Raw genomic sequence first — 26,477 nt, 5'->3', positions numbered from 1 at the left:
AATCAAAACAATAATACTGTCAATTGTAAGTTTAAACAACAATTTTCACCTCTTTAAAGCATTGATTTTTAATAGGATGCCTATCTTTTTTGCGCTTCCCTTTGAGCCCTGGCCATTTTTTGGTACCTTTGCAACGCTTTACGCATTTTTTAGACTGCTTAATGTGCCCTCCATGCACGATGCAATACGCTATAGCAGTCAATATTATTGGATTTGATCATTTGTCGGGCCAATTCGCGCCTGGTTCCCTTTCCGGCTAGCTGTTTTATGCAGTTGCATGCACATAGGATGCCTGTGTTGCCTGTGTTTGCAACCATTATATTTGCCATGCCACCGCGCTAAAAATTAAAAATAAACAACATGAAAAAGATATTCCTGCTTGCATTAGCCGCATTAGTAACAGGCGCCTCGGCCTGTCATCCCGATGAGCCTAAAAAAGACAAGAAAATAACCATCGCCTACGTAAACTGGGCCGAAGGAGTTGCCATGACACAATTGGCTAAAAGTATACTGGAGAAAAAGGGGTATGCCGTAACACTTAAAAACGCCGATGTAGCCCCTGTATTTGCTGCTGTAGCCGGTGGCGATGCTGATGTATTCCTGGATACCTGGATGCCCGTAACACACAAAAGTTATATGGAAACATTCGGACAAAAAGTAACCGTGTTAAATACCAACTTCGAAGGCGCCAAAATAGGACTCGTAGTACCTGATTACGTTGATATCAAAAGTATAGATGACCTCAATGCTGCCCAGGCAAAATTTGGTGGTAACATAGTAGGTATTGATGCCGGCGCCGGTATCATGGGTAAAGCGGAAGATGCTGCACGGGCTTACAACCTGGACTATCAGTTACAATCATCCAGCGAAGCAGCAATGATGGCTACCCTCAAAAAAAATATCGATGAAAAGATGCCGGTAGTAGTAACCGGTTGGGCTCCACACTGGATGTTTTCCCGCTACAAACTTCGTTTTCTCGAAGATCCTAAAAAGATCTTCGGCGAAACAGAAAAAATACAAACAATCGCCAATAACGAATTTAGTGTAACCGATACCGTTGCAGTTAACTTCTTCCGCAAATTTAAACTGAACAGTGAACAATTAGGCTCACTTATGGGTGCACTGGCTGATGCTGACGGCAGAGAAGAAGCTGCCATAGCAGATTGGATCAGTAAGAACGCAAACCTGGTGAAGGAATGGGAATAAACTATTGCACCAACTTGCTAAGGTAGATTAAATAAGAGGGAATAGCCAGGCGCAGAGCTGCGTAATTTGTTGCCTGCATATGGCTCTTTTGTTTCAGTGGAAGAGATACCACTGAAACAAAAGAGCTGAATAATTATATCATAAATTTTTTCGCTGCTGATTTCTAAACACGATCAATTTCACTTTTTTATCTCCATAAAACACAAATGCTTTGATCATCTCTGTTACATTATTCACGCGTTTTTCACCTACCTGCAACAGCACATCTCCTGTTTGTAATCCATATGGAAAACCTGCCGGAACTGCTACGAAATAAGCACCCTTGTTGTCCGGTAATCCGGTGGCAGAACGCTCTCCCAACGTTTCAATATTTTTCACTTTTGCACCACGCCAGGTAATCAGGCTGGATATATTAGTGGCTTCCTGGTGTAATACTGGTAACAGTGCTTTTTTTGCCAGTGCTTTTAGCGAAGGAGATACCACCCCAAACTGATCCATCGGGAAATTTTCAAAGCCAACCTGCAGGGCAGGAGAGCCGGCTTTTACGCGGTAATCACCCGCAGCAGGCGCCATGAATAGCGGATCTCCGGCCAGTGAATGTGCATCGGTAGGAGTGGTAATAGCTGCTTTATCCGGAAACAGGTTGTAATCTATCTCATCGCCCCAGTACTTAATGCCAATCGGTTTATAACTGCTGCTGACAATATTATGGCGGAATACATCATGACTGTTTTCAAACCACACGTGCGGATGAAAAGAGTTGTTGAGGATAATATTATTTTCTACTATCCGATGAAATCCTTCACGTAGTTTCAAGCCACCGTTTAAACAAACGTTATTGTATATACGATAATTGGAAGAGCCATCGTCCAGATCTATATCCCATCCATGATCACAGCGGAAACGGTTATTGCAGAGTACATTGGTCTTTATCGCATCCTGCTGTACCATCCAGGGATATGCAGTTGCCATGCTATCCATCTCATGGCGGTCAGGATACCACCAGCGATCACGGCCCCATGAGTTAAATGCACCATGGTCGCCTGTTTCCAGCACGGTGTTAAATACGTCGTTGAATGTTATCAGATGTCCGCCCCAGGTACCTTCACTAACGTTAATGCCTGCACGCGGTAAATCGTAAATGGTATTATGCGATACGGTAATTTCCATCGCCATAGAGATCTCTACACCGGCAGTTTGTTTTTCAATGCGGCCGGTGCGATAAATAAGATTATTGTAAGCAACACAGGAATCAGGATAGTTGGGACTTTTAGGGCCTCTGGCAGTATCTGTATTGGCAAACACCGGTGATTGATTGTACTCAAATAAAGGAGATCGTACCGCATCCGGATTACCTACAAAACAAATACCACTGCCACCGGCATCGTGAATATGACAGGCACTGATATTTGCGTGCCTGTTGTAGTTGCTCACAAACACCGCATTGCCGCCGTTATGATCAAATTCACAATCACGGATACTACAGTCCCTGGTGCCATCCAGTAATACAGCACCACCGCGATATATCGCCCAATCGCTGCGCAACAGCGGTTCGCGTGTATCCATAAACGTTGGAGCACTATGCGCAAAACGTATTCCCTCAAAGGAAACATTGCTTACAGGGTGCGCGGCATTGCCTTTCAAAACAATCAGTTGAGGCAGCCTGGAAACTACTACTGTAGCTGTTTGCAGGTTTACGCCGGCTGCAGGTTTATAATAAAGTGTTTTGGTATCTTTATTATAATACCATTCCCGCGGTGCATCCAGCTCTTCAAAAATATTTTCTACAAAACGATATTTATCATGCATTCCCATCTGTCGATTATTCTGATAACCCCCTTCGAGCTGTAACGTACCATCTGCATTTACACCGGTAATCCGGTAGTGATAACCACCCCATTCAGCCCTGTGTAAGGCATGTATATAACCACCAACCGGATGTTGCCAGGTCTTTACCCGTTCGGAGCTGATCGCATCTGCTGCAGTGCCGTTATAATGACTGGCACTGCTGTCGTAGTTAGGATAACGCGCACGCACCTGTTGTACATCATTAATATATAACTGGTCAAACGCAAACGAAACATCCAGCGAAGCCTTATAGATGCCATTCTTCCATGGCGTCCATTTCACCAATACTTTTTTTCCGCCGCTGATGGTAACCAAACCATTGCCATCAGAGCGCCAGGTGGTGTTATTATCGGCAGGAGTCAATACCAGTGTGCTATCCAGGTAATAAGTGCCGGGATGCAGTACAATAGTAATTTTTTTTCCGGGAGATGATTGTCGCGATTCCCTCGCCAACAGCCAGGCTTGTTGTAGACTATTTGTCTTCCCGGCTAACGGGTTACTGCTTGCCTGAATTACAATATCCTGCGCACATAGTGTAGCCGACAACGTTAGTGCAGGCACCAGGCAGAAGAAATAGGAGCGTGTTATTTTCATAATAAATTAGATACCTGCAATTTAAGTGTACCTGCGCGCCCTTTATAATGAAAAATTAGCAGTTACTGGACTAATTTTCTGCTAAAAATGCAGGGAAGTTTAGATTTATATGTCATAATTTCCGGATAAAGAACATTGGATCACGGTTTGTTGTTACCAAAAGCACGTTTGAGCATATCAAAAAGGAAAAAAAGAGCTTATGAATTTGAATAATTTCACTATAAAATCGCAGGAAATACTGCAACAGGCACAACAACTGGCATTTAATAATCAGAGCCAGGCTATTGAAACGGGGCACTTGCTGAAGGCTTTATTGAACGATGAAGACAGCTCCGTAGAGTACTTACTGAAGAAGAACGATGTAAATATTACGTTCGTCAACAGTAAGCTGAACGAACAAATACAGAAATATCCTAAGATGGTAGGCGGCGAAGCCGGACAGAGCCTGAGCCGGGAGGCTAACAGTGCGATGCTGCGCGCCGGCGCCGTTATCAAAGAATTTAAAGATGAATTTGTGAGCGTGGAGCATCTGCTGCTGGGTATTCTGGGCGGCAGCGATGATACCGCAAAACTATTGAAAGATGCAGGTCTCACAGAAAAAGGATTAAAAGCAGCTATCAAAGAACTCCGCAAAGGAGAAACCGTTAACTCGCAAAGCGGCGGTAGCCAATATAATACCCTGCAAAAATATGCGAAGAACCTCAATGAGATGGCCCGCGAAGGTAAGCTCGATCCGGTAATCGGCCGTGATGAGGAAATCCGCAGAACATTACACATCTTATCCCGCAGATCTAAAAATAATCCTATCCTGGTGGGTGAACCAGGCGTTGGTAAAACTGCCATCGTTGAAGGTCTTGCTAATCGTATCCTCAACGGAGACGTACCGGAAAATCTGAAATCAAAGATCATCTATGCATTGGATATGGGTGCACTCATGGCAGGTGCCAAATACCGCGGTGAGTTTGAAGAAAGATTAAAAGGTGTGGTAAAGGAAGTAGCAGAAAGCGATGGACAGATCCTCCTTTTCATTGATGAAATTCATACCCTTATTGGTGCAGGTGCTATGGAAGGCGCCATGGATGCGGCTAACATCCTGAAGCCCGCCCTGGCACGCGGTGAACTCCGCGCCATAGGTGCTACCACCCTCAATGAATACCAGAAATATTTTGAGAAAGATAAAGCCCTGGAACGCCGCTTCCAGAAGGTATTGGTGGATGAACCCAATGTGGAAGATGCCATCTCTATTTTGCGTGGATTAAAAGAGAAGTATGAAAGTCATCACCACGTATTAATCAAAGATGAAGCGATCATTGCTGCAGTAGAATTATCGCATCGTTATATTACTGATCGTTTTTTACCTGATAAGGCTATTGACCTGATCGATGAAAGCGCGGCCAAACTAAGACTGGAAATGAATTCCATGCCGGAAGAACTGGATGAACTGGAAAGACGCATCCGCCAGCTGGAAATTGAAAGGGAAGCCATTAAAAGAGAAAACGACACAGACAAACTGCGGGAGCTGGGAGAAGAAATTGCACGCCTCAGCGAAGAACGTAACACCTTCAAAGCTAAATGGCAGGCAGAGAAAGAAGTGGTAGATCAGATCCAGAACGCAAAATCAGCTATCGAAAACCTGAAGCTCGAAGCAGAACAGGCAGAACGTAACGGCGACTTTGGCCGCGTAGCTGAAATACGCTATGGTAAAGTAAAAGAACAGGAAAAGTTAGTAACTGATCTGACAGAAGAATTAAATAAAATATCTGCTAATAATAAACGTCTCCTTAAAGAAGAAGTAGATGCAGAAGACATAGCGGAAAACGTAGCAAAGGCTACAGGCATCCCGGTATCTAAAATGATGCAGAGTGAAAAAGATAAATTGCTGCACCTGGAAGAAGAGCTGCACCAACGGGTAGTAGGACAGGATGAGGCTATCATTGCTGTATCTGATGCAATCCGCCGTAGCCGCGCCGGATTGCAGGACCCACGCAGGCCTATCGGTTCATTCATCTTCCTGGGTACTACCGGGGTAGGTAAAACAGAGTTGGCCAAAGCATTGGCAGAATACCTGTTTGATGATGATAACATGATGACCCGCATAGATATGAGCGAATACCAGGAGAAACACTCCGTGAGCCGTTTGGTAGGTGCTCCTCCGGGATATGTTGGATATGATGAAGGCGGACAGCTTACCGAAGCAGTACGCCGCAAACCATATTCTGTTGTGCTCCTCGATGAAATTGAAAAAGCGCACCCGGATACTTTTAACATTTTGCTGCAGGTATTGGACGATGGTCGCTTAACCGATAATAAAGGTCGTGTGGTGAATTTTAAGAATACCATCATTATCATGACCAGCAATATGGGTAGCCATATTATCCAGGAAAATTTCGAAAACATCAATGAAACCAACAGGGAAGAAGTAGTAGATAAGACAAAAGATGAAGTAATGACGCTGCTGAGGCAAACCATTCGTCCTGAGTTCCTGAACAGGATAGATGAAGTGATTATGTTCCAGCCATTGATGAGAAATGAAATTAAGGGAATAATTAACATTCAGTTACAGCAGCTGAAGGAGATGGTAGCAAAAAATGGCATGATATTGGAATTTTCAGATTATGCCCTCGAGTATCTTTCTGTACAGGGTTACGACCCGCAGTTTGGTGCAAGACCGCTGAAACGCCTGATCCAAAAGGAAATCATAAACCTGTTAAGTAAAAAGATACTCGCAGGTGATATTGATAAATCCAAACCAGTGCTGATTGATGTGTTTGATGGCGTAGTAGTAATCAGAAACAAATAATTCTAAATACGACGATACATAAGTTAACGATAAGCCCCGCGATTCTTCGTGGGGCTTTTTTATTTTAGATTCGGTAAATTTGAATAAACCAAAACATATCGGTATGACGGGTGAAAGAGAAAAAAAATTTATGCAGAAGGCGGTGGAATTATCACGCAGGGGTATGGAAAATGGGGACGGTGGCCCCTTTGGCGCGATTGTAGTCAGAGGAGATGAAATTGTAGGCGAAGGATGGAACCAGGTGCTCAGTCATACTGATCCTACCGCACATGCAGAAGTAGTAGCTATCCGGGAAGCCTGCCAGAAACTAGGCTCCTTTCAATTGCATGACTGCGAAATATACACTTCCTGTGAGCCTTGTCCTATGTGCCTGGGCGCTATCTACTGGGCCAGACCACAACGGGTTTATTTTGCTAACACCAAGGAAGATGCAGCGGCCATTGAATTTGACGATTCATTTATTTACCGGGAAATAGGCGTGGAACACGCACATAAAAAAATTCCATTGATAGCTTTGCCGGATGAGGAAGCATTAAATGTATTCCGGCAATGGAAGGAGAAAGGAAATAAAACGCTTTATTAGCGAATGTAAGGCCTTCGGCCTTTGTCTTTTCTTTACCATGATTAGACTGATTTAGATGATTGTCCTGATTACATTTCTTTCTAATCAATATTTTTACTGATTTTCTAAAAGCATATTATAAAACAGATATAGATATCTTTTAAAAGAAAATAAAATCAGAAAAATCATCTAAATCAGTCTAATCATGGTAAAGAAAAGATAAAGGCTGAAGGCCTTCCTTCTATTTGTGGTGTATTGAAAAATGATACGCCCAGAATAAAGCCAGCAGCAAAAACAGCATGCTGAGAATAATAATGGTGAGGTATAAATAAGTCTCTGTTTTTCTTCTGGACCGGTTACGCTTATGTAGTTTTTTTAAAAGATCCCATTTCATTTCGTGTATCCATCCAGGTATCTTTTCCTTTTCTTTTATAGCAGTCAGGCCTTCCAGCGCTTCACTGCAAAGCTCGCAATCGGCCAGATGTATTTCTACCTCGTGTTGTTCTTCCGCCGTCAGCTTGCCCTGCACATAGTCCAGCAGCTGCTGTTGCGAAGGACAGCCCGTAGTTACAAATATATCGTTGAAATGCTCGTTCATATCACTATTGATGCAAATTAACTGTTGTTTGCGCGTTGTTGTTTTTCCAGTAAAAGTTTCAGGTTACGTTTCCCATTCTGGATATAGCTTTTTACCTGTAATAAGCTGTATCCGGTTTGATCTGCGATTTCCTGGTATGATTTCTTTTGCAGGTAAAACAGCTGTACACATATCTTCTGTTCGGGATTTAACAGGTTCATGGCCTGTTCCATATTCTCCAGCAAGATATCCTTTTCCTGGTATACGCGCTTATCTTCCTGCTCTGCTGCCATAGCACCCATATGTTTGTCGGTAATTTCTTCCTTATATCGCATATGGTGTTGCCGCAATTGCATCAGACAAAAGTTTTTTGTTACCTGGTAGATCCAGGCCCGAAAATACTGTATCTCATGTTTATTGATGTCAGATAACATCTTGAGAAAGATTTGCTGCACAGCGTCGCGTGCGTCCTCTTCGTTTTTCAGGTATTTCATGCACATACCAAGCAACAGCAAGGCATATCGGTCAAAAAGCACACCTATCCAATCACTGTTGTTATCAGCTTTGAACCGTTGCAGTAATTCGTGGTCTGTTAGTTTTTGTATGTCTGGATTATTCACAGGCTAATAAATGGAATGCTGTTCTATAGATGCAGCATTCGCAAAAATCCATAAAAAAAATGAATTACGGATGGGAATAGGAGGGGAAGGCCTTCGGCCTTTGTCTTTTCTTTAGCAGGATTAGGCTGATTATACTGATTGCCCTGATTTTTTTTGATTATCTGAACTGTGATTATTATGATTTTTGTGATTATCCTGATTAGCGAAGATTAGATTGTCTGAACCAGGATTTTTAAGATTGAATGGATTACCCTGATGGATGTTATGTTGTTTATCTGGAAGATATTAACGAATATCTACGCTTTGCTCTTCGGCACCCATCAGGGTAATCCATTCAATCTTAAAAATCCTGGTTCAGACAATCTAATCTTCGCTAATCAGGATAATCACAAAAATCATAATAATCACAGTTCAGATAATCAAAAACAAAATCAGGGTAATCAGTATAATCAGCCTAATCGGGAGAAAGACAATCCCCTATATCCGTAATTCATTTTTTTACATGCTATCTAATGCTTGCTGGGCAGCGTTTTTGAGAGATCCGTCCATACGTACCACTTCTCTGAACATACGGCGGGCTTTGCCCATTTGCCCTTTGCTGCGATAGCAAATGGCGAGTTGATAACGCGCCATCTCTACATATTTGCCGGCGCTGACAGATTCAATTCTTCTATATCGATCAATAGCTTCACTTAAATTGCCTTGTTGCTGATATACCATGGCTGCTTTATACAGATATTCATCACTGTTGACAGGTACCGGCGCAGTTTCTTTTTTAACCGGTTCGGGTGGAGCCTGGTCTTTTGTTACCTGTTTGGTGACTGGCGTGTCGTCTGTTTTTTTCTCCGATTCCTTATTCTTATCTGCTGCTGCTTTTTTCAGGGAGTCTTGTTTTTGTATAGCGTATTGTTTTCTCGCGATACTATCTGCGGCTGCTTTCTTTTGCAGGGCTTTTGCTTTCGCAGCTTTGATAATGGCCAGTGAGTCTGCCTTTTTTGTAACTGCAGCAGTAGCTGCAGGAGTTACCGGTGGTGCTGGTTTTTGCGTTACGGTTGGTGTAGTAGCAGGTGTATGATTTTCCGTTACAATGGGTTGTTGCGGTGTAACTGTTATCTGCTGGGAATCCTTTGCAGGTGTGGCAGCAGCCATTACTTTATTAACAACCGGTTGATTGCGCAGATGACCACGTAATACATACACACTGCCAATGGCCATTCCAATAAATGCTACTAGCCAGAAATACACCAGCAGGTTCTCTTTGTTTTTTTCCTTGCGGGTATACTGTGCTACTTTCTGAATGTGAGAAACGGGCTGTATACTTTCATGCACATAGCGCTGGAGTTTATTGGTAAGGTCCTGGTATTTTTCTGTGCCACCTTCCTGTTCCAATGCCTGCAGGGCATTGAAGCACAGATCACAGTCTGTGAGATGTTGTTCCACCAGGTGTTTCTCTACATCAGTCAGTCTCCCTTCCAGATACCGGGGAAGCTGGTCTTTACTGAGGCAGCGGATGGGCGAAAAAACTTTTAATACTTTCTCATTATTAGGTTTACTACTTAACATATCCCTGGTTCATAAATAGCTTGGCAAGTTTACCTTTGGCGGCTTTCAGCTGGTCCCTTAATTTTTCACGTGACAATCCTGTAGTAGCTGTAAGATCGGCAAAAGTTTTGTTTTCGAGATAAAACTGTGTGATCAATGCATTGTCATCGGCATTGAGTCGCTGTAATGCCTGTCCCAGCCTTACTATCAAATCCTCCCGGTCAATGATATTGGTGGCAGCTTTATCTACTGTATTCTCGATGTGGAGCAGATCTCTTCCATCGCGTGACGGATAAAACGGGGTGCTCTTTTCAGGTTTACCTAAGTAGCCTTTCTGTATATGCAGGATCCATTCGTTGGCTTTGTAGATGGTTTGTGTTTTAAGACTGGCACTTAATCTTTGCAGCAGGGAAGGAAATACAACATTGGGGTCCAGATTGGGATTATTGTTTAAATGGGGGAGTGTAACAGCTACCAGTAAATGACTGTATCTGTCCATCAATACCCCCTCTGCTTCCCGATCCTTTTGTTTCCTGGCGCGGGATATAAGCTCTTTATCGGATAAATTGGTTAACTGTTGGTGCATAAACTTATTACTTTATATTTACGTATAAAAGCGGAAAAAGTTCATTAAGAGCATAAGATTTATTGAATAATAAATTGGATTTATACAATTAATATGCCATACGCCATTGTAGTCGTGCCGGTTGCGCCATTACGCGCAACTGCGGCACATAAAAGTGAAATGATTTCCCAGTTACTGTGGGGAGAATGCGTGGAGATAACCGAAGTTGCCGCCGGCGGCTGGGTGCAGATAAAGAACCAGTACGATGAATATACCGGTTGGGCTACAGCAGCACACCTGGAACCGATTGATGCTATTTTATTTCATGCACCGGCAACTTATTATTTTCCCGGTTGGATCAACCACGTTACCATGAACGGTCAACCGATGCAGGTTCCTTATGGTTGTCTGGTGAAAAGCAACAACAATAATTCCGCACAATGGGGCCGTATAGCGGTAAATTTCGAAGATAAACCTGTGCCGCTTGTAACCGGTCAGCAGGTGGATGTACCGGCCCTGAAAAACGCTGCATTTCAGTTTTTAAATACAGGGTATCTCTGGGGAGGTACGGCTGTATTTGGTGTGGATTGTTCCGGGTTTACGCAAAATGTTTTCAAACTCTCCCGCATTGCACTCCGGCGGGATGCATATCAGCAAGCCACACAGGGACAAATTGTCGATTTTTTACAGGAAGCCCGTTTGGGAGATCTGGCCTTTTTTGATAACGAAGAAGGGAGGATCACACATGTAGGCATCTTGTTAAATGATCATGAAATTATTCACTCCTCGGGTAAAGTACGCATTGATCCGATAGACAATCAGGGGATCATTAATGCAGATACCGGTTTACGTACACATCAGCTGAGGATTATAAAACGATATTTTTAGAAGCGATTAGCTTTTAGCAGTTAGCTCTTAGTAAAAATGCAGCGAAGATAAAAGTGTAAAAACTTCCTCTTCGCTGCATTTTTACTAAAAGCTAACTGCTAAAAGCTAATCACTAGCTATTCTAGCTTTGCTTGAAGATCTTACGGTAATCTTCGAAGCTCTTCATAATAATTTCTTCTGCTTTTACTTTATTCTGGAACTCTTCCACCACAACGGTTTTCTTTTCCAGTTTTTTGTATTCTTCAAAGAAATGTCTCATTTCATCAATAAAATGAGGAGGCAGTTCAGAAATATCGTTGATGTGATTAACGCTCATATCGTTGGCTGCAACGGCAATGATCTTGTCATCTGCTTCACCGCCATCAATCATCTGCATTACGCCAATTACTTTTGCTTCAATGATGCACATAGGCACACATTCAATTTGCGATAAGATCAGGATATCCAGTGGATCATGGTCATCGCAATATGATTGTGGTATAAAGCCGTAGTTGGCGGGGTAGTATACAGAAGAATATAAAACCCGGTCCAGTTTCAGCAAGCCGCTTTCTTTATCCAGTTCATATTTAGCTCGGCATCCCTTTGGAATCTCTATAATTGCATTTACACTATGTGGCACTTCAGAGCCGGGACTCACACTGTGCCAGGGATTTGTCATCATAATAATCTACTTTACTTTAAGGTTTATAGTTCAATATTTGCTTAATGTAGAAAAGTGAATAAAGTACTCACCTCACTTTTCATGAAGATATGGTCAGGTTTCCGGTAAATAAAACAGGAAGTGCGCCACACATTCTAGCCATTAATGCGTGGCAAAATTAAGGGAACTGGCGGTTAATAGCTAAAAATTATTTAGTTACAGGTACTGCTGCACCGGCGGCGGCTGAAGAATCAGGAGATAAAACGCCTGTAGTATCAAAGGTTGCCCCGGCACCGGTTTGCGGAATATAGTTAGGAATAATACTGTCAAATGTCAGGGATATCTTCCATTGTCCATTTTCCCTCACCATCTGTAAGATCTCTTTCTGATGGGCGGAGGAGTTCAGTATGGTAACAGCTGCTTTGTCGCCATTCTCTTCTATATTCACTACCTCGATCCTGGCTTTCTTAATCTTTGCCCGCTCTGCATCACTGCGGCGGCCATCAAAAATAGCATAGATCTGTATTACCTGTTGGGATTCTTTAGTGGCATAATCCCTTGCCTGGTCGTAGTTCGAATCCTGAATGGCATGCATAAACGCCAGCGCTACCTCTTCAGGGGAAGCTCTTTTCTTACAACTGCTAAACAGCAATGTTGTAATCAATGCCAGTGTCATGATTCGAAAAAAAGTGGTCATGCGGTCGATAAATTATTATATCACAACAAAAATAGGGTTAAACATTCAAATCTGCAAAGTCATCTGCAACCGCATCGCTTATTCACAGGCTTCCTGATTGAATTATCCCTTGGATAAAAACAGGTGAACTTACGGCAAACGCCGTTAAGAAAGCGTTAAATATATACGAATTTTAGAATTTTTTGATTTTTGGTGCTTAAACACCATCATCAAAAAATTCTAAAATCCGTAAATTATCAGGTATTCTAACGACCGTCTTTGTCTTTATTAGCTTCGTATGCCCTGATAATAGCCTTCACCAGCCGGTGTCTTACAACATCTTCTTCATCCAGTTCCACATGACCAATGCCCTCAATATTACGCAGGATACGGGTGGCTCTTTCAAGACCCGATTGCTGGTTCTTTGGCAAATCTATCTGCGTAAGGTCACCGGTAATGATGGCCTGCGCAGATGCACCAATACGTGTAAGGAACATTTTGATCTGCAGATCAGTGGCATTTTGTGCCTCATCCAGGATGATAAAGGAATTATCAAGGGTACGGCCACGCATATACGCTAATGGTGCAATCTCAATCACACGGTTAGTCATATAATAACTCAGCTTTTCCGCAGGGATCATATCATCCAGCGCATCGTATAATGGCCGCAGATAGGGATCAATCTTCTCTTTCAGGTCACCTGGCAGGAACCCAAGGCTTTCGCCGGCTTCTACTGCAGGACGGGTAAGGATGATTTTTTTAACTGCTTTGTTCTTAAGTGCGCGTACCGCCAGTGCTACAGCAGTATAGGTTTTACCAGTACCGGCAGGACCTATCGCAAAAATAATGTCGTTTTTCTCCGCCAGCTGCACCATTTTTTTCTGGTTGGCTGTACGTGCCCTTACAGTACGACCGTTAGGACCAAATACCAATATTTCATTGGGATTCCGTTCGCTGAAATTATCGACTTTTGTGCCTTCCTCATCTCCCAGAATCTGTTCAAAATAGTTTTCCGTTAGATTACCGTTTCGTTCAAGATACTTAACAATCTGACCGATTTTTTCCCCCGCTATAGCCACTTCTTCCGGTGCCCCACTCAATTTTAACTGGGTGCCCCTGGACAGGATCTTTAGCAATGGGTATTTCTTTTTCAGCAGATCAAGTTTTCCGTTATTAACACCGAAAAACTCTATGGGATTAATACTGTCTAAATTGATAATGGATTCAGTCAATGATTCTATGATTTAATTGTCCAGGAAAAGATCGGTATTTTTCAATCCGAATATATTTAATTCTTGTACAACCTGGAAGACGCAATTGTTAAGCTATCACTAAATTCTGTACCCGTTCTGTTTAAAAGCTTCTACTTTAGTGGCGATATCCTTGCTACCTAAAGCCAGGATACGGGCCGCCAGTACTGCTGCATTACGTGCACCGGCTTTACCTACTGCCAGTGTACCTACCGGTAATCCAGCCGGCATCTGTACAATAGAATACAGTGCATCAATACCACCTGGTAAGCCACCATCTAAAGGAACACCCAGAACAGGCAGCGAAGTGTAAGCTGATACCACTCCCGGTAAGGCTGCTGCCATGCCCGCAGCGGCAATAATTACGCCAAAACCTTTCTCCTGCGCGGTTATACACAGTTCTCTTACTTTATCAGGATTACGATGAGCAGAGGCAACAATCATTTCATTTTCTATTCCAAAATATTGCAGGTGCTTCTGAGACTCTTCCATTACGGGTTTATCACTCTCGGAACCCATGATAATCAAAACTTTCATCTGTTGATATTTTTTAAACGCTTATTTATTAAGATAGCCCAAAGATATTGATCGTTTAACAAATACGGAAAACTCAAAATCCACACAAAGTGGATAAATACTGTATAAAACAACGTGTTACTGCGTATTATGCCCGTTTATAAGGGGTTGAACTTTTTCCAACATTTTATTACATTTATGAGTGCAATAGTGTTTTTTATTATATAATGTCTACTTTGGTATTTTCCTGACACAACGATCTTAGATCCTGCTATCATATGAATGTAGTTATGCTGGAACAGCATTACCGGCACTTACAGCATCTCGAGGCCGCTATTAATGCCTGCGCACTGTCTGTTACAACAGATGCTGACGGCGTCGTCACTGCATTAAATGCGCAGGCGGCGGATGCGTTGCAACAACCCCAGGAAGCACTTGCAGGCAAAAACATCACCAACATACTCCTGCCAGCTGATCCAACACAATGGCAACAAATATGGCTATCACTACAGGAAGGCAAACCTGTGAAAGATCAGCTCTGTTTTCTGATAGATGAAAATCAGCCACTATGGCTCGAAGCAGGTATCAGCCCGGTGATGGATGAGCAAGGTAATATGGTGCAGTGCATACTCATCGGACTGGATATCACTACCCGTAAACTAGCGGAAATCCGGCGCCAGCAAAATGAAACATATTACAGCCAGGTACTGGAACACCTTCCCCTTGGCTTACAACAGTTTTCACAGGACGGCGTCAGTATGGACATGAACAGCCGCCAACGCCAGATATGGGGAGAGGGACATCAGTTTTTTACTACCACTGATTACAACTGGCTACAAGACCCATTCTACCGGCTTAATGGCTTGTCAAGAATGTTTGAAGAAGCCAGGCAGACAGGGAAAACACTTAAACGGGAAATACTCCTCAACTATAAAGAAAAACATCACGAAGATATCACCCGGTTATATCCTATCTACTTTGAGGCCACCATCTTCCCGCTTAAAGGCCTGCAGAGCAATATGGCCAACCTTTTCCTGATACTGGACGATATCACGGAAAAGAAACTGTCGGAACTCAGCCTGGAAAAGAGCGAGCGGCTACTGGATAATATTATAGAAAATCTACCCATAGGATATATTCAGTTTGATAATTTCGGCTTTATACGCCGCATCAATCAAACACAACGCTTCTTTTTCAATTCCCCGCACCCCACTGCCCGCCGGCAGTTCAACGTGATGAACGACGAACTGGCCACCATGTTTGAGCTGGATAAACTCTTTGTACAGGCACTGGAACAAAACAAAACACTACGCGTGGAAAAGAGAATAGACTTCTCCCACGATGAACGCTGGACCACCGTTGGTCGGGAAGTATACCTGGATCTCACAGTGTTTCCCGTAGTGGAACCGGTAGACAAAGAGATGATTGTAGTGGCACTGGTAAATGATATCACTCATAAAAAGATGCAGGAACTGGAGATTAAAAAGAACCAGGAATTTCTGCAGCAAACAGGCTCCATCGGCAAGATAGGAGGGTGGGAGATGGATATTGACAGCGAAAAGGTACGCTGGTCTGCACAAACATACCAGATTCACGATTGTCCGCCGGATAAGGAAATGGACATGGAAACAGCCTTGTCATTTTATCCGCCACAAGATCACGAAATCCTGTTGCGGCTGGTGAAACATTGCACAGACGAAGGTCAGCCATTTGATGTGCAATTAGGCCTGATCACTTTTACCAAACAAAACAAACGGGTACGTGCCATCGGACAACCAGGTTATGTAGACGGCAAGCTGGTGCGGATGTACGGCGTAGTACAGGATATCACAGAACAATCGGAAATAAAAGAAGCACTCACCCGAAATACAGAGTTGATGCGGCTTTTCTTTGATACCATTGATATGGGATATGCTGCTATGGAAAAAAATGGCAAACTGAATTTCCTCAACCAGAAGGCAGAGAAAATGATTGGCCACAAAGTTCCTATGGGCAGCAACATCTTTGAAGAATTTCCCCGGCTAAGTGGTACTGTATTTTACGCACGGTTGCAGGAATGTATCCGTCAGCAGGCTTCTCAGTCGTTTGGGATCTATTTTTCCAAACCGGACAAATGGTACGACTTCCTCCTCACGCCCATGCAGGACGGCGGTATCTCTGTATTTATGCGCGATATCACCGACAGCAGAAAGATGCAAAAAGACCTGCGGAGGGCCAATGATCAGCTATCTAATCTTAATAAAAACCTGGTTAATCAGAATAAACAACTGGAAGACTTTGCCCACATTACTTCTCACAACCTTCGCGCACCTATCGCCAACCTGAAGGCACTCATGCAAATGCATAATGAGGCAGCCGCCCAGCAGGAAAAAGACCTGTACCTGGGCATGTTGCATGAAGTGATTAAGAAGATCGATGAAACACTGAACGACCTGGTAGAAGTAGTGCAGATAAGGAAAGATTTGAATGTGGAGAAAGAGAAACTGCTTTTTGCAGAAAGATTACAAAAGGTGAAAGATATTTTACTGGTAGATATTGAAACCAGTAATATCCGGATTACAGCCAACTTTGAGCAGGAACCGCTCATTGAATATCCCAGGGTTTACCTGGATAGTATCCTGCAAAACTTTATTACCAACGCTATCCGGTACCGCACTACTGAAGGTACGCCTGCCCTGCATTTGCAGACATGGAAGGAGAATGATAACATCATACTTTCCGTAGAGGATAATGGTGTGGGGATAGATATGGAGCGCTTTGGCAACAAATTATTTGGCTTCCGCAAAACTTTCCACAAAAATAAAGATGCAAAAGGGATTGGTCTGTTTATCACCAAAACCCAGGTAGAAGCAATGGGTGGAAGTATAAAGGCAGAAAGCCATCCCGGTCAGGGAACAAAATTTATTATTACATTTAGGCCCGAATAAACCCCCTTTATGAAGCTGATCAATATGATTTTTATTGTTGACGATGATCCAATACACCAGCAGATCGCTAAAATCATGATAGAACGGCAGGCTATAAGCAGCAATATCCGCGTGTTTTCTGATGCGCAGGATGTACTGGATTATCTCCGGGATAATGCAGCTGATATGGAAGCCTTACCGGATCTCATTTTGTTGGATCTTAATATGCCTGTGATGGATGGCTGGGAGTTTCTGGAAGAGTACGCCATCTTCTGCGCGCAGCTGCCTAAAGCCATCCGGATATTTGTACTCACTTCATCCATTGATGAAAAGGATAAAGAGCGGGTAGGCCATTACAGTTTTGTAACTGGTTATCTCACCAAACCATTATCAAAAGAAATTATTGCGCACTTGTCTTAAGCAACCGGATTGTTTTTTCAGGATCGGGGGAGGAGAAAACAGCACTGCCGGCCACTAATACATTAGCACCTGCTTTTACTAATCTGGCCGCGTTTTCCGGTCCTACACCTCCGTCTACTTCAATCAATGCATGTGCATTGCTTTCTGTAATCAGCTGACGGAGCTGCTGTATTTTATGGTACGTTTGTTCAATAAACGTTTGCCCGCCAAAGCCCGGATTTACACTCATTATCAGCACTACATCAAGATCCCGGATCACATTTTCCAGTAACATTACAGGCGTATGCGGATTTAATGCCACGCCTGCCCGCATGCCCAAACCCTTTATCTGTTGTATGTTCCGGTGCAGATGAACACATGCTTCCAGGTGTACCGTTAAACTATCAGCACCTGCTTTTTTGAAATCTGCCGCATATTTTTCCGGTTCCTCAATCATTAAATGTACGTCACAGGGTTTGTTGGCTTTTTTCTTTATCTGTGCTATAATAGGCATACCATAACTGATATTGGGCACAAAGCGGCCATCCATCACATCCAGGTGAAACCAGTCGGCTTCACTGCGGTTTACCATTTCTACTTCGTTTCCCAATTCCAGGAAATTAGCTGCCAATAAGGACGGCGCCACTAAAACTTGATGTTTTTTCAAAAGCGATATTTTTGAGTAATGTAAATTTAAGCAATTACCTGCTCAGTCTTTTTAAAGCTTCTTTTGCCGCTGTAAAATCTTTTTTGAAGGAAGATGCCTTGCTGTAATCTTCTATTGCCAATGTTTTATTACCCAGTTGCTCCTGGCACTGCGCCCGGTAGTAGTAGGCCCAGGCGTCTGTTGGTGCGGATTTGGCAGCCAGGTTATAATAAGTGAATGCTTCTTTCCATTGCTGTTGGCCACTATAGATTTTTCCCAGGGCCAGGTAAGCCGGTTCAAACCCGGGATCTGCTACAATGCATTGCCGGTAAGTAGCCAGGGCAGCTGCCTGGTTGCCCAGTTCTTCCTGGTATTGTGCAGCGTCATATAACGGGGTGGCATTGGTAGTATCCAGTCGCCATGCCTGTACATAATAATTCAGCGCAGCCGGTGCTTTGCGTGCCCGCAGCAGATCGCCCAGTTCCATAACTGCTTCAAATTCCGGTGTGGCACCTGCCGCATGAATAGCGGAAGTCAGCTGTTTGATAGCTGTTATGGTATCCCGCTGATCCTCTGCCATCCTGGCTTTCAGGTAAAAGGCCTTATCGCGTGCATCTTTCGTTTGTGCGAGCACGTTAGCCACACTATCGGCCCGCTTATATTGTTTATTTTCTATCATGGCAGTGGCCAGCCGGTATTCCAGGTACGTATAGCCGGGAGCGGTAGCCAGTGCTTTTCCGAAGAGCTCTTCTGCCTTCGGGTAATTGTTTACTATCAGGGCGGCTTCTCCTGCACCGGCCCAATAGTCGGTGTTAGCAGGCATCAGCGTGGCTGCCTTTTCAAAATCGGCTTGCGCCAATGCAGGATTGGTATTGAATAATAACAGTGCACGGCGGTAATGCAGTTGATGGTTGCCCGGAAACTGCTGAATAGAATCCGTTACCGGCCGGATAATATCACTATATAATACGGAGTCGGCGGCAGTGGCTGTAGTAGCTTGTTGCCGGGTGCCGCCATTCTTACAGGCCACGGCACCCATCAATATCAGGAGGATAGATAAATACTTCATACTAGCGCCAAAACTACTGAATCCTTATCGCATTAACCAGTTTTTGAACGCAGTATAATCTGCCGGTAATAAGGTGGCCTTTTTTTCTTTGCTATATAAAGACATTACTCTTGGTGGTGTATATATTTCTTCCCGCAACGATTTAGGCGCAGTATCTTCAAACTTCACCGGATGCGCTGTTTCCAGGAATACGCCGGTCAGTTCAGGTGCTCTTTCGAGGTAACGTTGCAGGCCCATGAAGCCTACGGCGCCGTGTGGGTCCAGCATGTAATGGTTTTCTTTCCATACCTGTTCCATGGTACGTGCGGTATCTCTGTCATTGAAACTATAGGCAGTAAATTTTTCCTGTAAGGCAGGTAAACTATTGCCGAATAACTCCAACACCCGTACGAAATTACTTGGATCTGCCACATCCATGGCATTGGACAGGGTAGGGAAAGCTACGCCCGGCTCATATTTGCCGCTTTCCATAAATCTTGGAACGGTGTCGTTGATATTGGTGGCTGCTACAAAATGTGATATCGGTAATCCCATGGCTGCTGCCATCATGCCGGCACAGATGTTGCCGAAATTGCCGCTGGGCACGGAAAATACCAGCCGCGGATGTGCTGCTTTCATTTGTTTGTAGGCCAGGAAATAGTAGAACATTTGTGGCAACCAGCGGGCTACATTGATGGAATTGGCACTGGTAAGCGGGCGATGAGCCTGCAATTCCTGATCCAGGAATGCTGTTTTCACCAGGCGCTGACAGTCATCAAATGTACCCTGCACTTCCAGTGCGCAGATATTGCCACCCAATGTGGTGAGCTGTTTTTCCTGTAGGGTGCTTACTTTTTTAGAAGGGTAGAGGATCACCACCTGTACGCCCGGTACATTGTAAAAACCACTGGCAACGGCGCCGCCTGTGTCGCCGGAAGTGGCTACCAGCACAGTTACGGGCTCGGTACTGTTGCGCCGGAAGTAGCCAAGACAGCCTGCCATAAACCGCGCACCTACGTCTTTAAATGCAAGGGTAGGACCGTGGAATAATTCCAGTGAATAAGTATGACCGGTTACTTTTTGTATGGGAAAAGGAAAGTGTAATGTGTCTGCTACAATCTTTTTTAAGGCTTCTTCCGGTATTTCATCTCCCACAAAAGGGCGGATTACTTTTAATCCTATCTCCTGGTCCGTATAGTCGTGCAGGTGAGTAAAGAATTCTTTATCAAGTGTGGGTATCTGTTCCGGAAAATATAATCCTTTGTCAGGTGCTAATCCTTGTACAACGGCTGTTTCGAAATTTACCTGGTGCTGTTTGTTCTGTAAGCTGAAATATTGCATGAATACGTTGTTAATAGATTAGTCAATCACTTTTACACCTGCTGTATTGATTTGGGAAACATAGATTTTATAATCTACACCCAATGGTGCATAAACGCTATCCATGGTAGCCGCTACCTTGCGGGCATTTTCTTCACCTTTGCTGAGCATAAATACGGAAGGGCCGGAGCCGGAGATGCCGCCGCCCAGTGCGCCTGCTTCTTTGCATTTTAGTTTCAACTCCTGGAATGCAGGGATAAGGATGGCGCGTACAGGTTCTACGATCACATCTTCCAGGGAGCGGCTGATCAGCTCATAATCTTCCTGGTATAAGCCTGCTACAAGTGCACCTACGTTGCCCCACTGCCGGATGGCATCCGTCATTAGTACTTTTTGTTTCAGTATTTCACGGGCATCCGAAGTCTTTACTTCTATCTGTGGATGTATCACTGTTACCCACAAATGTTCGGGTGTATGCAGGGCAGTTATATCCAGCGGACGGTAACTCCTTACCAGTGTAAAACCACCGAGGATGGCGGGTGCCACATTATCAGCATGTGCGGAGCCACAGGCCAGCCGCTCGCCTTCCATGGCAAATCGTACCAGTTGCTTTTTGGTGAAAGGCTCACCCAGCAAGTGATTCACACCTACCACGGCGCCTGCGCTGCTGGCGGCACTGGAGCCAATGCCGCTGCCGGGATGAATCTTCTTAAAGATTTCTATCTCAATACCTATATCCGGATTTTCATATTTCTGTAACAATGCCTGTACAGCTACACCAGCCACATTGCGGGCAGGATCCAGCGGCAGATCAGCGCCATGGATGGCAGTAATGCGTATGCCCGGCTCGCTGACCCTGCGCAGGATCATTTCGTCCCCAGGTGCATCCAGGGCCAATCCTATTACATCAAAACCACAAGCAACATTTGCAACAGTGCCAGGCGCAAATACTTTTATACTATCCATAAAACCGTTTAAGTATGTTTAATTTAACAATTGATTTTTACGTTTGCAACTATTCTGCAGACTATTAATAAATACATAACCTGCAAATGATGGTTACAGACGGGCACTCCGGATGATATCAGCAAATATGCCCGACGCAGTTACATCTGCCCCGGCACCGGCTCCCTTCACAATTAATGGTTGTTCCTGATAACGGCTGGTAGTGTATAATACGATATTGTCCTTGCCTTCCAGTTTATAAAACGGATGATCCGGTGCCACGCTCTGTAGGCCTACAGAGGCTTTGCCATCTTCATAACGGGCTACAAATTTCAGGCGTTTGCCATCAGCAGCAGCTGCTGAGCGCAGTTCCTGGAAATGTTGTGCATGTACATCCAGCTGATCATAGAAGTCGGGCACGGAAGCAGCATCCAGGCAGGCATCCGGAAGGAAAGAGTAGTTGGTGATTTCGTCCATTTCAATGGCAGCACCACTTTCCCGTGCAAGGATCAGTATCTTCCGCATTACATCTTTGCCACTCAGATCAATGCGTGGATCCGGTTCGGTATAACCCTCATCCTGCGCGGCTTTCACTACTTCGCGGAAGCTGGTGCCGTTTACAAAATGATTGAACACAAAATTGAGACTGCCAGATAAAACGGCTTCTATACTATGTACTTTGTCGCCGCTTCTGATCAGGTCATTTAAAGTATTGATAACCGGTAAACCTGCGCCAACGTTGGTTTCAAAAAGAAAGGATGCATTAAACCTGCGCGCCAGATCTTTTAGTTGGCGGTAGTAACTATAGTCGGAGGAACAGGCAATTTTATTGCAGGTAACTACAGAAATACCATGTTGCAGGAACTCGTGATATACGGCTGCCACCTCGCTGCTGGCGGTATTATCCACAAATACACTGTTGCGCAGGTTCATTGCTTTTATCTGCGCTACAAAAGCAGGAATGTTCATTTCGTTACCCTGTTCCAGCTGTTGCCGCCAGTTGTTCAGCCCTATGCCGGATTCGCTCAGCAATGTATACTTGCTGTTGGCGAGCCCTGTTACCCTTATTTGCAGGCCCAGTTCATTTTGCAGGTAGTTTTGTTGCTGCTGCAATTGTTCCAGTAGTTTGCTGCCTACATTGCCTACGCCGGCTATAAAAAGATTCACCTGTTTGAGCGGTGTTTCAAAAAAGGTTTCATGCATTACATTAAGGGCTTTCTTCAGATCAGCTTTATTAATCACTGCAGAGATATTTTTTTCTGTAGATCCCTGTGCAATAGCCCTTACGTTTACGCCATTACGTCCCAGTGTGCCGAATAATTTGCCGCTGGTACCATGATGATTTTTCATTTTATCACCTACCACTGCTACGATGCAGAGGTCTTTTTCTACGAGTAACGGTTCTATGCGTTTATCATGTATTTCCTGTGCAAATTCGCTGTCTACCGCTGTTTTGGCTTTGAGCATATCTGTTTCATGAATACCTACGGTGATAGAGTGTTCAGAAGAGCTTTGTGTAATCAGGATTACGTTGATCCGTTCCTGCAGGAGTGATTCAAACAGGCGTTTGGAGAAGCCGGGTATGCCTACCATGCCACTGCCTTCCAGTGTGAGCAGGGCAATATGTTGTATGCCGGAGATACCGGTTACGGGGAAACTGCGGTCGGCACTGTCTTGTATAAGTGTACCATGATCTTCCGGGGCAAAAGTATTTTTGATCCAGATAGGGATTCGTTTATCCATGACCGGTTGAATGGTAGGAGGATAAATTACTTTAGCGCCAAAGTGGGACAGCTCCATGGCTTCTTCGTAAGAGATGTGTGAAATAGGGATGGCCTGTGATACGATGCGGGGGTCGGCTGTCATCATACCACTTACATCAGTCCATATGTCCAGCACACTGGCATGCACTGCAGCGGCCACGATGGCGGCGGTATAATCAGATCCGCCACGACCAAGGGTAGTAGTTTCTCCTTCGTTGCTGGCAGCTACAAAGCCCGGCAGTACTACATAATCAGCTGGTTGCTGTGCAAAGAACTGTGCGATGTTGTGGTTGGTAGCAATGAAGTTTACGGTAGCGTGACCAAAATTATTATCTGTTACAATCAGTTCACGGCTGTCTTTACAGGCAGCTGAAAAGCCTTTTTGTTTCAGTTTTTCAGCCACTATTACACAAGACATCAGCTCGCCATAGCTCATGATTTTATCGAGAGAGCGCGGGCTGAGTTCTCCTACCTGGAAGATACCATCACAGAGGTTTTCCAGTGCATTTAATTTTTTCTTCAGCTGGCTTATCTGTCCGCTTTGGGCGGTAATGGGAAACAGTTCGCGGATGGCATCCAGGTGCCTGGTCTCTATTTCCAGTAATACATTTTTATAGTCTTCCTGGCCTTGACCTGCTAATTGCCCGCAGCGTATAAGCTTATCCGTTACCCCGCCCAATGCAGATACGATAATCGCGTATCGTCCGGCTGGTTTATATTGTTTTAAGATGTGGCAAACCTGCTCTATTGCTTTGGCGCTTCCGACAGAAGTGCCGCCAAATTTTAATACTTGCATATGGAAAATTTATACGTAGAAAACTCCGGTCCCTCCCGGTCGTGTACCACCTTGGTGGTCGTTGGATGATATGTGAAAATTAACCCCGCAGTGGGGTTGTAATTGTGGATGTTGTAATAATAGTGCCCGCATATTCCTGCCGGGAGGCAGGAGTAGCAGAGAAATGATATGTAGAAACTGGTAGCACTATAGTAAATATGACGATTGTGTAACAAAAGTCCATAATTACACCGGGAAATAAAAGCAGTGAAGGTATATTTAGAAATGTTTTAATTTTGACTGTATATGTTGGTTGATGTGTAATTAATCACCTTTTTATTGATTAAAATCTAATAAAATATCAATTTGTTCATCGTTTGTATGAAGTCGTGATGCTTATTTATTGTTTGCATATGACAATATCGTGACTTAATGTTGATTTTTAGTGGTTGTCTGAACTGTGATTTTTATGATTTTTATGATGATCCTGATGAGCGGAGAGCTCAGCGGATATTGTCTGAACCAGGATTTTTAAGATTGAATGGATTACCCTGATGGGTGTTATGTTATTTTGTTGGGAAGATATAAGCAAATATCTCCGCTAAGATCTTCGGCACCCATCAGGGTAATCCATTCAATCTTAAAAATCCTGGTTCAGACAATATCCGCTGAGCTCTCCGCTCATCAGGATCATCATAAAAATCATAATAATCACAGTTCAGACAATTCCCGCTAAGATCTCCGCTCATCAGGATCATCATACTAATCACAAAAATCACAGTTCAGACACCCGCTAAGCTCTTCGGCACCCATCCTGGTAATCCATTAAATCCTTTAATCCTGGTCCTTTTTTGAATTATATAAAATTATCCATAACTTTAGCCATCTAAACATACAGCCACTTGTCCATTTCACTGAAATATACAAGCAATAGTCAGCTTAACTACTACTTTCTCATGGCCACTCTTGCCATGGATTCGACAATGGCATAATCTTACCAAACAGCCGCTGCCGGCTACTCTTACTATTTATATAGCTTAACTTTGTAATAGTCTTCAGCTGCTATTTCCGTTCCTGCGTATTTGTTTATTGCTATCATAGGCGCATGTTGCTGCGTAATATAATTTGATCATACACCAATTCAATTTTGTAATTGTACACCAAAGCAAATTTTTCAATTAACCTGTTATGCCACATTATCATAAACTAGGACAAATACCGCACAAGCGCCACACCCAGTTCCACAAGCCGGATGGCAAGCTGTATTCGGAGCAGTTGTTTTCTACGGAAGGATTTTCTTCACACTCCAGTTTATTGTATCACTGCCATCCTCCTACGGAGATTGTGAAAGTAGACGAGCCGTACTCCGTAGCGCCTAAGGTGGCGGAGGAGAAAATGCTGAAACACCGCAGTTTTCAGGGTTTCGACTTAAAGCCGGAAGACGACTTCCTGCAAAGCCGGAAAGCAGTATTGGTGAACAGCGACCTCCATATTGTGCTGGCATCTCCACGTAAAAGCATGCAGGATTATTTCTACAAAAACGCAGATGCAGATGAAATGATCTTTGTACATGAGGGCAGCGGCGTTTTAAAAACACAATACGGACAACTGGAATTTGGCTACGGCGATTACCTGGTAATACCCCGTGGTACTATTTACCAGATCACTTTCGCCAATGAAAACAACCGCCTGTTTATTGTAGAATCGTTTAGCCCTATCCGTTATCCAAACAGATATCTGAGCAAATATGGGCAGTTGCTGGAAAACTCACCGTATTGCGAAAGAGATATCCGCCAGCCGCAAAACCTGGAAACAATAGACAAGGAAGGTGATTTCCTTATCCGCATCAAAAAGAAGGGAGTGATGTATCCCATCCATTATAAACATCATCCTTTTGATGTAGTAGGATGGGATGGATGCGAGTATCCGTTTGCCTTTTCTATCCACGATTTTGAACCGATCACGGGTCGGGTGCATCAGCCGCCTCCAGTGCACCAAACGTTTGAAGGAACCAACTTTGTAGTGTGTTCTTTCTGTCCGCGTTTATTTGACTATCATCCGCAGGCCATTCCTGCGCCATATAATCACAGTAATATAGACAGTGATGAAGTTTTATATTATGTAGACGGCGATTTTATGAGTCGTAAACACGTAGTGCGGGGTATGATTACGCTGCATCCTGCGGGCATTCCGCATGGCCCGCATCCGGGTGCAGTAGAGAAAAGTATCGGAGCTAAAGAAACAAAAGAACTGGCCGTAATGGTAGACACCTTCCACCCGCTGCAGATAACAGAAGAAGCATTGGGTATTGAAGATGGCAGCTATGTAATGAGCTGGGCAGAATAAGGATTGAAGTAAACCCAACCAAACTTAATAAACCAAAACAATTGA

Annotated in this window: 21 protein-coding genes; 7 read left to right on the top strand and 14 right to left on the bottom strand. The window is 43.9% G+C overall.

Annotation, left to right across the window (positions count from 1 at the left end; genetic code table 11):
- Positions 1–360: 360 nt before the first annotated feature.
- Positions 361–1,206 (top strand): glycine betaine ABC transporter substrate-binding protein, encoded by an 846-nt coding sequence (locus CLV51_RS15500; protein ID WP_106528978.1) that lies wholly within the window; start codon positions 361–363, stop codon positions 1,204–1,206.
- 138 nt (positions 1,207–1,344) lie between these two features.
- On the opposite strand, the gene CLV51_RS15495 is transcribed toward CLV51_RS15500, so the two are convergent.
- Entirely contained in the window at positions 1,345–3,648 is a 2,304-nt protein-coding gene (locus CLV51_RS15495; protein ID WP_106528977.1) for a PDZ domain-containing protein, read from the bottom strand.
- Between the two features lie 199 nt (positions 3,649–3,847).
- On the opposite strand from CLV51_RS15495, the gene clpB reads away from it, so the two are divergent.
- Both clpB and CLV51_RS15485 read left to right on the top strand, forming a co-directional pair.
- Positions 3,848–6,448: an ATP-dependent chaperone ClpB gene (gene clpB, locus CLV51_RS15490; RefSeq protein ID WP_106528976.1), complete on the top strand. Its 2,601-nt coding sequence runs from the start codon at positions 3,848–3,850 to the stop codon at positions 6,446–6,448.
- 103 nt (positions 6,449–6,551) lie between these two features.
- On the top strand, positions 6,552–7,031 hold the full coding sequence (locus CLV51_RS15485; protein ID WP_106528975.1) for a nucleoside deaminase: 480 nt from the start codon (positions 6,552–6,554) through the stop codon (positions 7,029–7,031).
- A 220-nt stretch (positions 7,032–7,251) separates the two neighbouring features.
- Here the strand turns inward: CLV51_RS15485 and CLV51_RS15480 are convergent, their stop codons facing one another.
- The 4 genes from CLV51_RS15480 to CLV51_RS15460 all read right to left on the bottom strand — a co-directional run bounded on the left by CLV51_RS15480 (position 7,252) and on the right by CLV51_RS15460 (position 10,335).
- The gene (locus tag CLV51_RS15480; protein WP_106528974.1) at positions 7,252–7,608 is read right to left on the bottom strand and encodes an anti-sigma factor family protein; all 357 of its coding nucleotides are present in this window, start codon (positions 7,606–7,608) and stop codon (positions 7,252–7,254) included.
- Positions 7,609–7,625: 17 nt separating this feature from the next.
- A complete protein-coding gene (locus CLV51_RS15475) occupies positions 7,626–8,207 on the bottom strand; it encodes an RNA polymerase sigma factor (protein ID WP_106528973.1) in 582 nt (193 codons plus the stop codon).
- Positions 8,208–8,705: 498 nt separating this feature from the next.
- A complete protein-coding gene (locus tag CLV51_RS15465; RefSeq protein WP_106528971.1) occupies positions 8,706–9,770 on the bottom strand; it encodes a zf-HC2 domain-containing protein in 1,065 nt (354 codons plus the stop codon).
- Positions 9,760–10,335 carry a sigma-70 RNA polymerase sigma factor region 4 domain-containing protein gene (locus CLV51_RS15460; protein ID WP_106528970.1) on the bottom strand — a complete coding sequence of 192 codons (576 nt, stop codon included), beginning with the start codon at positions 10,333–10,335 and terminating at the stop codon, positions 9,760–9,762. Before CLV51_RS15460 ends, CLV51_RS15465 begins: the two co-directional genes overlap by 11 nt.
- A gap of 93 nt (positions 10,336–10,428) precedes the next feature.
- Between CLV51_RS15460 and CLV51_RS15455 the strand changes: the two genes are divergently transcribed.
- Positions 10,429–11,202 carry a C40 family peptidase gene (locus CLV51_RS15455; RefSeq protein ID WP_106528969.1) on the top strand — a complete coding sequence of 258 codons (774 nt, stop codon included), beginning with the start codon at positions 10,429–10,431 and terminating at the stop codon, positions 11,200–11,202.
- Positions 11,203–11,323: 121 nt separating this feature from the next.
- Here the strand turns inward: CLV51_RS15455 and CLV51_RS15450 are convergent, their stop codons facing one another.
- The 4 genes from CLV51_RS15450 to purE form a co-directional block, all read right to left on the bottom strand.
- Positions 11,324–11,863 carry an inorganic diphosphatase gene (locus CLV51_RS15450; protein ID WP_211302018.1) on the bottom strand — a complete coding sequence of 180 codons (540 nt, stop codon included), beginning with the start codon at positions 11,861–11,863 and terminating at the stop codon, positions 11,324–11,326.
- A gap of 187 nt (positions 11,864–12,050) precedes the next feature.
- Complete coding sequence (locus CLV51_RS15445) at positions 12,051–12,539, bottom strand: nuclear transport factor 2 family protein (RefSeq protein WP_106528967.1); 489 nt, start codon at positions 12,537–12,539, stop codon at positions 12,051–12,053.
- Between the two features lie 245 nt (positions 12,540–12,784).
- The gene (locus CLV51_RS15440) at positions 12,785–13,750 is read right to left on the bottom strand and encodes a PhoH family protein (RefSeq protein ID WP_106528966.1); all 966 of its coding nucleotides are present in this window, start codon (positions 13,748–13,750) and stop codon (positions 12,785–12,787) included.
- A 99-nt stretch (positions 13,751–13,849) separates the two neighbouring features.
- On the bottom strand, positions 13,850–14,305 hold the full coding sequence (purE, locus tag CLV51_RS15435; protein WP_106528965.1) for a 5-(carboxyamino)imidazole ribonucleotide mutase: 456 nt from the start codon (positions 14,303–14,305) through the stop codon (positions 13,850–13,852).
- 257 nt (positions 14,306–14,562) lie between these two features.
- Here purE and CLV51_RS15430 point away from each other — a divergent pair, with 257 nt between their 5' ends.
- Entirely contained in the window at positions 14,563–17,211 is a 2,649-nt protein-coding gene (locus CLV51_RS15430; RefSeq protein WP_106528964.1) for a PAS domain-containing sensor histidine kinase, read from the top strand.
- Positions 17,212–17,220: 9 nt separating this feature from the next.
- Complete coding sequence (locus CLV51_RS15425; protein WP_106528963.1) at positions 17,221–17,610, top strand: response regulator; 390 nt, start codon at positions 17,221–17,223, stop codon at positions 17,608–17,610.
- Here CLV51_RS15425 and rpe read toward each other — a convergent pair.
- The 5 genes from rpe to thrA all read right to left on the bottom strand — a co-directional run bounded on the left by rpe (position 17,591) and on the right by thrA (position 24,107).
- On the bottom strand, positions 17,591–18,256 hold the full coding sequence (rpe, locus tag CLV51_RS15420) for a ribulose-phosphate 3-epimerase (RefSeq protein ID WP_106528962.1): 666 nt from the start codon (positions 18,254–18,256) through the stop codon (positions 17,591–17,593). The genes CLV51_RS15425 and rpe overlap by 20 nt on opposite strands.
- Positions 18,257–18,290: 34 nt before the next feature.
- Positions 18,291–19,304, bottom strand: coding sequence for a tetratricopeptide repeat protein (locus CLV51_RS15415; RefSeq protein ID WP_106528961.1), 1,014 nt, complete (start codon positions 19,302–19,304; stop codon positions 18,291–18,293).
- A 24-nt stretch (positions 19,305–19,328) separates the two neighbouring features.
- Positions 19,329–20,624, bottom strand: a complete 1,296-nt coding sequence (gene thrC / locus CLV51_RS15410) for a threonine synthase (protein WP_106528960.1) — start codon at positions 20,622–20,624, stop codon at positions 19,329–19,331.
- 18 nt (positions 20,625–20,642) lie between these two features.
- Positions 20,643–21,569, bottom strand: coding sequence for a homoserine kinase (locus tag CLV51_RS15405; RefSeq protein WP_106528959.1), 927 nt, complete (start codon positions 21,567–21,569; stop codon positions 20,643–20,645).
- Positions 21,570–21,662: 93 nt separating this feature from the next.
- Positions 21,663–24,107 carry a bifunctional aspartate kinase/homoserine dehydrogenase I gene (gene thrA, locus CLV51_RS15400; RefSeq protein WP_106528958.1) on the bottom strand — a complete coding sequence of 815 codons (2,445 nt, stop codon included), beginning with the start codon at positions 24,105–24,107 and terminating at the stop codon, positions 21,663–21,665.
- 1,167 nt (positions 24,108–25,274) lie between these two features.
- Here thrA and CLV51_RS15395 point away from each other — a divergent pair.
- Entirely contained in the window at positions 25,275–26,432 is a 1,158-nt protein-coding gene (locus CLV51_RS15395; RefSeq protein ID WP_106528957.1) for a homogentisate 1,2-dioxygenase, read from the top strand.
- Positions 26,433–26,477 lie beyond the last annotated feature (45 nt).

Source organism: Chitinophaga niastensis (assembly GCF_003014755.1).
Classification (GTDB): Bacteria; Bacteroidota; Bacteroidia; order Chitinophagales; family Chitinophagaceae; genus Chitinophaga; species Chitinophaga niastensis.
Note: the sequence above shows the minus strand (reverse complement) of the source record. Positions and strands in the feature narration are given on the sequence as shown.